The sequence below is a fragment of the Paenibacillus sp. FSL M7-0802 genome (assembly GCF_038004945.1).
Taxonomy (GTDB): Bacteria; Bacillota; Bacilli; order Paenibacillales; family Paenibacillaceae; genus Paenibacillus; species Paenibacillus polymyxa_B.
The window spans coordinates 2,680,653-2,691,058 of sequence record NZ_JBBOSD010000001.1 but is presented as its reverse complement, the minus strand read 5'-3'; the positions used below and the strand labels follow the sequence as shown (position 1 = coordinate 2,691,058).

Sequence of the window (10,406 nt, the reverse complement as noted above, 5' to 3'; positions counted from 1 at the left end):
TTATATAGAAGGAACTCGGGCGTCTTTTATTTTTTTATGCTGTTTAACATATAAAGTCCCTAATCATCTGTGTATGCTTTAGACATGGTTGACTGAAAGTGTCTTGTGTCGGTGATGAGTTCACGGATGACTTGGATGACAAGCTCCGGTTGATCATGGATGATCATATGCTCGCTCTTCTTGGCAACAATAAATTTGCTGTTTGTAGAGATGTTAAGCATCTCGCGCTGTCCCATTTGCCAGCTTTGTTCGATCTGATCATTTCCGCGTTTACTAATACCGAACTGAGTCAAATCTTGTTGAATGCCCCGGGCAATTACACGTACAGGGAGATTACCCAGATGCTGTCCCCGTATGGCATCTTCGGTAGTGCTTGCTAGATCACCCTCCTCCGCAACAGATCGAAAGTATTTAGAGGAAGCGACAATATTCACAAAAGATTTTCTATCTTGATATTCGACCCGACCCGTTAGCATTAAATTGGGGAACAGGCGAAAAGCCCCTGACTTTTCTAGGAGAATGGATATTAACGGGGAGGGATTGACTTTAGGCCGTTCCTTGGCATAGATCTCATTTGTCCGGCGAGCGTCATTTTCAGGCCTGGCATCCACCAGAACCAATCCTGCCACTTCGTCTTTGTATGTCTGCGCGTACAGTCTTGAGTACATCCCTCCAAGGGAATGGCCTACCAGAATATAAGGAGCTTGGATGTCTGCGTTTTTTAAGGCGACATGAAGCTCTCGAACGATGTTTTCCCCGGTTCGTGGAGTAGCAGCCTCCTCGCTCCAGGCATAGCCTGCCCGGTCATAGGATACAACAGTGGCGAATGATGACAGTTTTTCGGGAATATCTCTCCATGACAGGCTACTTTCCCCGCTCCCTGATTCAAGCAATATTGTTGGAGAGCCGTTACCGAGTTTACGAATATGGAGTCGATAACCCCCGGCATCGACCAATTCCCCCGGAGGTGGGTATTGTGATTTATCCTTTTTGGATGCAATCCACTCATACACAAATCCTGAGATCACGAAAAGCAGTAAGCAAGAGATGATAAGAAACACAATTCTCGTCCATGTTCGCCTTCGTTGCTTCATTAGTAAATCTACTCCTCTATACAGTTATAATTAATCATTACCTAAAGTTGCGTGAAACAAAGCTGCTATCGCATGGTTTGTTGCTAGCTCCTTATCTTTTTTACCCATCCTTTCTTTGTCAAATCATCAATATTAAAGAAAAAGCAGAATATGCACTTGAGTTGTAATGAGCAACACGCGTATTCGAGATCATTGAATGGATCTCACGTCGTTCTTGGATGCAGATAACTAAGTCCATTTAGCAAAAGTACAGAGTACACAGGATGTCATTACAACAATAATGATAGTAAAAACAATTTATTAAAAAACGGTTGCATTTAAATATGCGGAGTGGTATACTCTAATTCCGGCCAAGAAATACAATATTGCGAACGAGTGTTACAAAAAAAGATTTAAAAAAGTGCTTGCAAAGTTGGTTCGGAGATGATATGATATAAGAGTTGATGAAGTGATAAACTGAATCGACCAAAAAAGAATGTTTGATCTTTGAAAACTGAACAACGAGTGAGTAAAACGATTTTGTTCGCAAAATCAAACAAGAGATATTTTTATCTCGTCAGTTTCAAAATGAGCTTATCGCTCTTTCTATAAACCAGCTTCGGTTGGTCTTTAATGGAGAGTTTGATCCTGGCTCAGGACGAACGCTGGCGGCGTGCCTAATACATGCAAGTCGAGCGGGGTTGTTTAGAAGCTTGCTTCTAAACAACCTAGCGGCGGACGGGTGAGTAACACGTAGGCAACCTGCCCACAAGACAGGGATAACTACCGGAAACGGTAGCTAATACCCGATACATCCTTTTCCTGCATGGGAGAAGGAGGAAAGACGGAGCAATCTGTCACTTGTGGATGGGCCTGCGGCGCATTAGCTAGTTGGTGGGGTAAAGGCCTACCAAGGCGACGATGCGTAGCCGACCTGAGAGGGTGATCGGCCACACTGGGACTGAGACACGGCCCAGACTCCTACGGGAGGCAGCAGTAGGGAATCTTCCGCAATGGGCGAAAGCCTGACGGAGCAACGCCGCGTGAGTGATGAAGGTTTTCGGATCGTAAAGCTCTGTTGCCAGGGAAGAACGTCTTGTAGAGTAACTGCTACAAGAGTGACGGTACCTGAGAAGAAAGCCCCGGCTAACTACGTGCCAGCAGCCGCGGTAATACGTAGGGGGCAAGCGTTGTCCGGAATTATTGGGCGTAAAGCGCGCGCAGGCGGCTCTTTAAGTCTGGTGTTTAATCCCGAGGCTCAACTTCGGGTCGCACTGGAAACTGGGGAGCTTGAGTGCAGAAGAGGAGAGTGGAATTCCACGTGTAGCGGTGAAATGCGTAGATATGTGGAGGAACACCAGTGGCGAAGGCGACTCTCTGGGCTGTAACTGACGCTGAGGCGCGAAAGCGTGGGGAGCAAACAGGATTAGATACCCTGGTAGTCCACGCCGTAAACGATGAATGCTAGGTGTTAGGGGTTTCGATACCCTTGGTGCCGAAGTTAACACATTAAGCATTCCGCCTGGGGAGTACGGTCGCAAGACTGAAACTCAAAGGAATTGACGGGGACCCGCACAAGCAGTGGAGTATGTGGTTTAATTCGAAGCAACGCGAAGAACCTTACCAGGTCTTGACATCCCTCTGACCGGTCTAGAGATAGGCCTTTCCTTCGGGACAGAGGAGACAGGTGGTGCATGGTTGTCGTCAGCTCGTGTCGTGAGATGTTGGGTTAAGTCCCGCAACGAGCGCAACCCTTATGCTTAGTTGCCAGCAGGTCAAGCTGGGCACTCTAAGCAGACTGCCGGTGACAAACCGGAGGAAGGTGGGGATGACGTCAAATCATCATGCCCCTTATGACCTGGGCTACACACGTACTACAATGGCCGGTACAACGGGAAGCGAAATCGCGAGGTGGAGCCAATCCTAGAAAAGCCGGTCTCAGTTCGGATTGTAGGCTGCAACTCGCCTACATGAAGTCGGAATTGCTAGTAATCGCGGATCAGCATGCCGCGGTGAATACGTTCCCGGGTCTTGTACACACCGCCCGTCACACCACGAGAGTTTACAACACCCGAAGTCGGTGGGGTAACCCGCAAGGGAGCCAGCCGCCGAAGGTGGGGTAGATGATTGGGGTGAAGTCGTAACAAGGTAGCCGTATCGGAAGGTGCGGCTGGATCACCTCCTTTCTATGGAGAATCGTTTCCTGCAACGGAAACATTCAAATATGAAGCGTAAGCTTCAAAACTCAGGTTTAGGCCTGTTACTCACTCGTTGCTCAGTTTTGAGAGCTCAAACTCTCAAGCTTCGACGAATGTTTCATTCACACATCTGTGTGGAACCGAAATATTCATCGGGTTTCGCTTCAATGAAGCGAATTGCACCTTGAAAACTGGATACCGAAACGAAATTGCGTTTTAGAATATTCCTTTAAGCTGATCTTGTGTAAACAAGTGAAATAAAGGTAGCAGGTAAGGAAAGATCTTTTGCCTTTGGCAAAAATCATTCTTTATCGAACATCGACATTTTCTTTCTTTGAAAGAAAAGTCTAGGTTAAGCTACAAAGAGCACACGGAGGATGCCTAGGCGCCAGGAGCCGACGAAGGACGTGGCGAACAACGATAAGGCCTCGGGGAGCTGTAAGCAAGCTTTGATCCGGGGATGTCCGAATGGGGAAACCCGGCTGTCTTCATCGACAGTCACTTTCTGCTGAATACATAGGCAGAATAGAGGCAGACCAGGGGAACTGAAACATCTAAGTACCCTGAGGAAGAGAAAACAATAGTGATTCCGTCAGTAGCGGCGAGCGAACGCGGATTAGCCCAAACCAAGGAGCTTGCTCCTTGGGGTTGTGGGACGTCTCACATGGAGTTACAAAGGAACCGGTTAGATGAAGAGGTCTGGAAAGGCCCGCCAGAGAAGGTAAAAGCCCTGTAGTTCAAAACTTGTTCTCTCCGAGACGGATCCCGAGTAGTGCGGGGCACGTGAAACCCCGTATGAATCCGGCAGGACCATCTGCCAAGGCTAAATACTCCCTGGCGACCGATAGTGAAGCAGTACCGTGAGGGAAAGGTGAAAAGCACCCCGGAAGGGGAGTGAAATAGATCCTGAAACCGTGTGCTTACAAGAAGTCAGAGCCCGATCTATGGGTGATGGCGTGCCTTTTGTAGAATGAACCGGCGAGTTACGTTCCCGTGCAAGGTTAAGGTGAAGAGCTGAAGCCGCAGCGAAAGCGAGTCTGAATAGGGCGAATGAGTACGTGGACGTAGACCCGAAACCGGGTGATCTACCCCTGTCCAGGGTGAAGGTGCGGTAACACGCACTGGAGGCCCGAACCCACGCATGTTGAAAAATGCGGGGATGAGGTGGGGGTAGCGGAGAAATTCCAATCGAACCCGGAGATAGCTGGTTCTCCCCGAAATAGCTTTAGGGCTAGCCTCGGAAAAAAGAATCGTGGAGGTAGAGCACTGATTGGGTGCGGGGCCCGCAAGGGTTACCAAGCTCAGTCAAACTCCGAATGCCATAGATTTAGTTCCGGGAGTCAGACAGTGAGTGCTAAGATCCATTGTCGAAAGGGAAACAGCCCAGACCATCAGCTAAGGTCCCCAAGTGTGTGTTAAGTGGGAAAGGATGTGGAGTTGCACAGACAACCAGGATGTTGGCTTAGAAGCAGCCACCATTGAAAGAGTGCGTAATAGCTCACTGGTCGAGTGACTCTGCGCCGAAAATGTAACGGGGCTAAACACACCACCGAAGCTATGGCTTGATGCTTGCATCAGGGGTAGGGGAGCGTTGAATGCGGGTTGAAGGTGTACCGTAAGGAGCGCTGGACTGCATTCAAGTGAGAATGCCGGTATGAGTAACGAAAAGATCTGTGAGAATCAGATCCGCCGAAAGCCTAAGGGTTCCTGAGGAAGGTTCGTCCGCTCAGGGTAAGTCGGGACCTAAGGCGAGGCCGATAGGCGTAGTCGAAGGACAACAGGTCGAAATTCCTGTACCACCGTAATCCGTTATGAGCAATGGGGTGACGCAGTAGGGTAGTGACGCGGACTGATGGATGTCCGTCTAAGCAGTGAGGCTGGTGTGTAGGCAAATCCGCACATCGTTAAGGCTGGGCTGTGATGGGGAGCGAAAATTATAGTAGCGAAGGTCATGATCTCAGACTGCCAAGAAAAGCCTCTAGCCAGGAGAAGGTGCCCGTACCGCAAACCGACACAGGTAGGCGAGAAGAGAATTCTAAGGCGCGCGGAAGAACTCTCGTTAAGGAACTCGGCAAAATGACCCCGTAACTTCGGGAGAAGGGGTGCCTCGGTAGGGTGAATAGCCCGAGGGGGCCGCAGTGAAAAGGCCCAAGCGACTGTTTAGCAAAAACACAGGTCTGTGCGAAGCCGCAAGGCGAAGTATACGGGCTGACGCCTGCCCGGTGCTGGAAGGTTAAGGGGAGTGGTAAGCCTTCGGGCGAAGCTATGAACCGAAGCCCCAGTAAACGGCGGCCGTAACTATAACGGTCCTAAGGTAGCGAAATTCCTTGTCAGGTAAATTCTGACCCGCACGAATGGCGTAACGACTTGGGCGCTGTCTCAACGAGAGATCCGGTGAAATTTTAATACCTGTGAAGATGCAGGTTACCCGCGACAAGACGGAAAGACCCCATGGAGCTTTACTGCAGCTTGATATTGAATTTGGGTACGATCTGTACAGGATAGGTGGGAGCCGTTGAATCTTGAGCGCCAGCTTGAGAGGAGGCATCCTTGGGATACCACCCTGATCGTATCTAGGTTCTAACTTGGTACCGTGATCCGGTGCGAGGACAGTGTCAGGTGGGCAGTTTGACTGGGGCGGTCGCCTCCTAAAGAGTAACGGAGGCGCCCCAAGGTTCCCTCAGAATGGTTGGAAATCATTCGAAGAGTGCAAAGGCAGAAGGGAGCTTGACTGCGAGACCTACAAGTCGAGCAGGGACGAAAGTCGGGCTTAGTGATCCGGTGGTACCGCATGGAAGGGCCATCGCTCAACGGATAAAAGCTACCCTGGGGATAACAGGCTTATCTCCCCCAAGAGTCCACATCGACGGGGAGGTTTGGCACCTCGATGTCGGCTCATCGCATCCTGGGGCTGAAGTAGGTCCCAAGGGTTGGGCTGTTCGCCCATTAAAGCGGTACGCGAGCTGGGTTCAGAACGTCGTGAGACAGTTCGGTCCCTATCTGTCGTGGGCGTAGGAAATTTGAGAGGAGCTGTCCTTAGTACGAGAGGACCGGGATGGACGTACCGCTGGTGTACCAGTTGTTCCGCCAGGAGCACCGCTGGGTAGCTATGTACGGAAGGGATAAGCGCTGAAAGCATCTAAGCGTGAAGCCCCCCTCAAGATGAGATTTCCCAATTAGTAAGACCCCTTGAAGACGACGAGGTAGATAGGTTGGGGGTGGAAGTGCAGTAATGCATGGAGCTGACCAATACTAATCGGTCGAGGGCTTATCCTAAAAATAAAACGCAATGAGTTTCGGATCCAGTTTTCAGGGTGTAACCTTGAAAGTATGTACAAGTGACATACAATAAGCGCATGGCTATTCATTCACACGATAAGTGATGAACCGAATAACCATACGGTAGAATTTACGATGTGAATTCATGTTTGGTGGCGATAGCGGAGGGGTTCCACACGTACCCATCCCGAACACGACCGTTAAGCCCTCCAGCGCCGATGGTACTTGGACCGCAGGGTCCTGGGAGAGTAGGACGTCGCCAAGCAACAAGTAAAGAGGACCATGATCTCATTGAGATTATGGTCCTCTTTGGTATATTGCGGTACAAACCACTTATATAATTGCTTCTATGCTGCGCATTCAAAGAGGAGATATGCTCTTGTAAATAGTTATTACCTTTGGAAACGCTTATTTTTAAAGGTTGTCCTTCGTAGGAGTACAGTTGTTTGTACAGGGAAATACTAAAGGTTAGGGCTATTGATGAAGGCTTGACACCCCTATACCGCTTTGCTAAGATTGCAATAATATATTTTCAGAGAGCCTTGATTTGTCCATGTCGGACAGACAACAAGACCAATACAGACTAAACAATTTGAAGGAGGATCATCTTGGTGTGGGAAGATAAATTCGGTAAGGAAGGCCTTACCTTTGACGATGTTTTGCTGGTACCTCGCAAGTCGGTGGTTCTGCCCAAAGAAGTAAGCGTGGCGACTCGTTTGAGTGATAACGTAAAGCTGAATATTCCTTTGATGAGTGCTGGTATGGATACTGTTACTGAGGCAGTGTTGGCAATCGCGATGGCTCGTGAGGGCGGTATCGGTATTATTCATAAAAATATGTCGATTGAACAGCAAGCGGTAGAGGTGGATCGGGTTAAACGTTCGGAGAGCGGTGTTATCACCAATCCATTCTCATTGACTCCGGATCATTTGGTATCCGATGCTGAAGCAGTTATGGGTAAATACCGTATTTCTGGTGTACCTGTTGTAAACGAAGAAAACAAACTGGTGGGTATTATTACTAACCGCGATCTTCGCTTTATTCACGATTTTAACCTTAAAATCAGTGAAGTCATGACGAAGGAAGAACTGGTAACTGCACCTGTAGGTACGACTTTACAGGAAGCGGAAGTCATTTTGCAAAAGCATAAAATTGAAAAGCTCCCTTTGGTCGATGATGAAAATTATCTCAAAGGCCTTATCACCATTAAAGATATTGAGAAAGCTATTCAATTTCCGAACGCAGCGAAAGATGCACAAGGCCGTCTTCTGGTCGGTGCGGCTGTCGGCATTTCCAAAGATACATTTGATCGGACTGAAGCACTTGTAAAAGCTGGTGTGGATATGATTGTTGTGGACTCTGCTCACGGGCATCATATTAACATTATTGAAGCAGTCCGCAAGCTGCGTGAAGCTTATCCTGATCTGACGATTGTAGCAGGTAATGTAGCTACTGGTGACGGAACGCGCGAATTGATTGAAGCTGGAGCATCGGTCGTAAAAGTCGGTATTGGTCCAGGCTCCATCTGTACAACACGCGTAATCGCAGGGATTGGTGTTCCACAAGTAACAGCAATTTATGATTGTGCAACAGTAGCACGTGAATATAATATTCCGATTATTGCAGACGGCGGTATTAAATACTCCGGTGAAATTACAAAGGCTATTGCGGCAGGAGCTTCTGCGGTAATGTTGGGAAGTCTTTTTGCAGGTACGGAAGAAAGCCCAGGCGAATCTGAAATTTATCAAGGACGCCGCTTCAAAGTATATCGTGGCATGGGATCTATGGCTGCGATGAAGCAAGGTAGTAAAGATCGTTATTTCCAAGATGACGACAAGAAATTGGTACCGGAAGGCATAGAAGGACGCGTTGCTTATAAAGGACCACTTTCCGACACTGTTCATCAGCTGTTGGGCGGTCTTCGTTCTGGTATGGGTTATTGCGGTACAGCTAATATTGAGGAGCTTCGTAACGATACAAGCTTTATCCGTATTACAGGTGCTGGTCTGCGTGAGAGTCATCCGCATGATGTGCAAATTACGAAAGAAGCACCAAACTACTCTCTATAAAGTTCGGCTGTAGTAGACTTGACGACAGGCAGAGCGTATTTCGCTCTGCCTGTCTTTTTTTAGAGATACCCCTGTGATAGAATAGACAAGTGTCCGCCTTTATGACGAAATTAGTGATGAATTAGGGCACGTAGGTCTTTTGGACGATTCCTACCAGTGAAGAAGATTCGAGCAGGAAATGCTCATGACAGGATACAACTAAGAAAACGAAATAAAACTGGATTTTATAACGTTAAAACATTAACTACATTGGCCAAGTAGAGGCTGTAACCACCGTCTCGTTATACATAGCGGATCGGGTTGAGGTACGAGAGGAGTTTGTATTCATTTGAAAGCGAACAATTTAAAGCAAAATACAAAACGCAGCATGATTAAAAAGAGTGTGACTGCAGTCATGGTGCTTAATATGATGTATATGTCGGCATTGCCTGTTGTAGGCAATTTCGATTCTAGCGTGGCTACTTTTGCAGCTGGAGCGGCAACACAGGCAACCAATATTACGGGGACAGGTTCTATTAACCCCCCTAGTCTGGCACTACGTTCTGCCATTTTGATCGAGCCTTCCACGGGGCAAGTATTGCTGTCTATGAATCCAGATGAGCCACTTCCACCAGCAAGTATGACTAAAATGATGACAGAGTACATCGTGGCTGAACAGGTTAAGCAAGGTAAACTCAAGTGGACGGATAAGGTTACGGTTAACGAGAATGCTTCTAAGAGCATTGGATCACGTATTTTTTTGGCTCAAGGGGATCAACATACGGTAGAAGAGCTTTATATTGCAATGGCGGTAGGTTCTGCTAATGATGCAACAGTAGCCCTTGCTGAACGCGTATCCGGAACTGAGCAGGACTTTGTAAAACTAATGAATGAAACAGCTCAGAAAATGGGCATGAAAAATACGTATTTTATCAACTCGACTGGTTTGGACCGTGGTGATATGCCGAAAGGCTTCCAGCCGGATACAGACCGGGAAACTGTGATGACAGCGAGAGATGCAGCTACTCTGGCTGGTTACATCATTAAAGATCATCCGGATTACACACGATTCACGACAATTCAATCTTACAAATTCCGTCCTACTGACAAGGCGCCGATTATTAACTATAACTGGATGCTAGAAGCAAACAAAAATATTACTAACTTTAGAAAGTTTGCTTACCCAGGTTTAGACGGGATGAAAACAGGCCATACGGCTAATGCTGGCAACTGTTTTACAGGAACCGCTGAACGCAACGGAGTGCGTCTCATCAGTGTAGTTATGGGAGCTGATTCAGATGCACACCGTTTTACAGAGACAGCTAAAGTACTGAACTATGGTTTTGATAATTTTGAAGTGAAGCAGGTTATTGCTCCAAAGACGGTGGTTAAGGGTGTTGAGAATGTGCCAGTGACCAAAGGTACGGAAACCGAAGTACCGATCGTCACCAAGGATGCAGTAAGCTTTATTGTACCTAAGGGTGCGAGCAATCCTAAGGTAACCTTTACAACGAACATTACACCAGCAAGCTCTCTGGTGGCACCTTTGAAGCAAGGGGCCAAAGTCGGAACAATTACGTACACTTACAAGACAGACGGTGTGGATAAAGGGCAGACGAAAACCGTAGATCTGGTTACTACGACGGCAGTAGAAGAGGGCGGCTGGTTCCGAATGCTTTTCCGGGCAATCGGTGATTTCTTCGGAGATCTGTTCCAAGGAATTAAGAACCTCTTCTAAAAAAGCAAAGCTAAGCGACCTATCTTGTTTTTCATTACTTATTTTGCAGCTTGAAATGATTGTGTATTTG

General features: G+C 47.7%; 3 protein-coding genes and 3 rRNA genes. 5 read left to right on the top strand and 1 reads right to left on the bottom strand.

Translation table 11 applies throughout. The annotated features are described in order from the left end of the window. Positions 1-59: 59 nt before the first annotated feature. Positions 60-1,094, bottom strand: a complete 1,035-nt coding sequence (locus tag MHB54_RS12600; protein WP_071559521.1) for an alpha/beta hydrolase — start codon at positions 1,092-1,094, stop codon at positions 60-62. A gap of 609 nt (positions 1,095-1,703) precedes the next feature. On the opposite strand from MHB54_RS12600, the gene MHB54_RS12595 reads away from it, so the two are divergent. From MHB54_RS12595 to MHB54_RS12575, 5 genes are all read left to right on the top strand, one after another. Continuing rightward, positions 1,704-3,259: ribosomal RNA gene (locus tag MHB54_RS12595) — 16S ribosomal RNA — on the top strand. Positions 3,260-3,621: 362 nt separating this feature from the next. Beyond that, positions 3,622-6,547: ribosomal RNA gene (locus MHB54_RS12590) — 23S ribosomal RNA — on the top strand. A 151-nt stretch (positions 6,548-6,698) separates the two neighbouring features. Continuing rightward, positions 6,699-6,815: ribosomal RNA gene (gene rrf, locus MHB54_RS12585) — 5S ribosomal RNA — on the top strand. The 16S, 23S and 5S rRNA genes sit together here, the layout of an rRNA operon. Before the next feature lie 346 nt (positions 6,816-7,161). Continuing rightward, a complete protein-coding gene (gene guaB, locus MHB54_RS12580; RefSeq protein WP_013308172.1) occupies positions 7,162-8,619 on the top strand; it encodes an IMP dehydrogenase in 1,458 nt (485 codons plus the stop codon). 328 nt (positions 8,620-8,947) lie between these two features. Continuing rightward, positions 8,948-10,336 carry a D-alanyl-D-alanine carboxypeptidase family protein gene (locus MHB54_RS12575; RefSeq protein WP_264454311.1) on the top strand — a complete coding sequence of 463 codons (1,389 nt, stop codon included), beginning with the start codon at positions 8,948-8,950 and terminating at the stop codon, positions 10,334-10,336. The last annotated feature ends 70 nt before the right edge of the window (positions 10,337-10,406 follow it).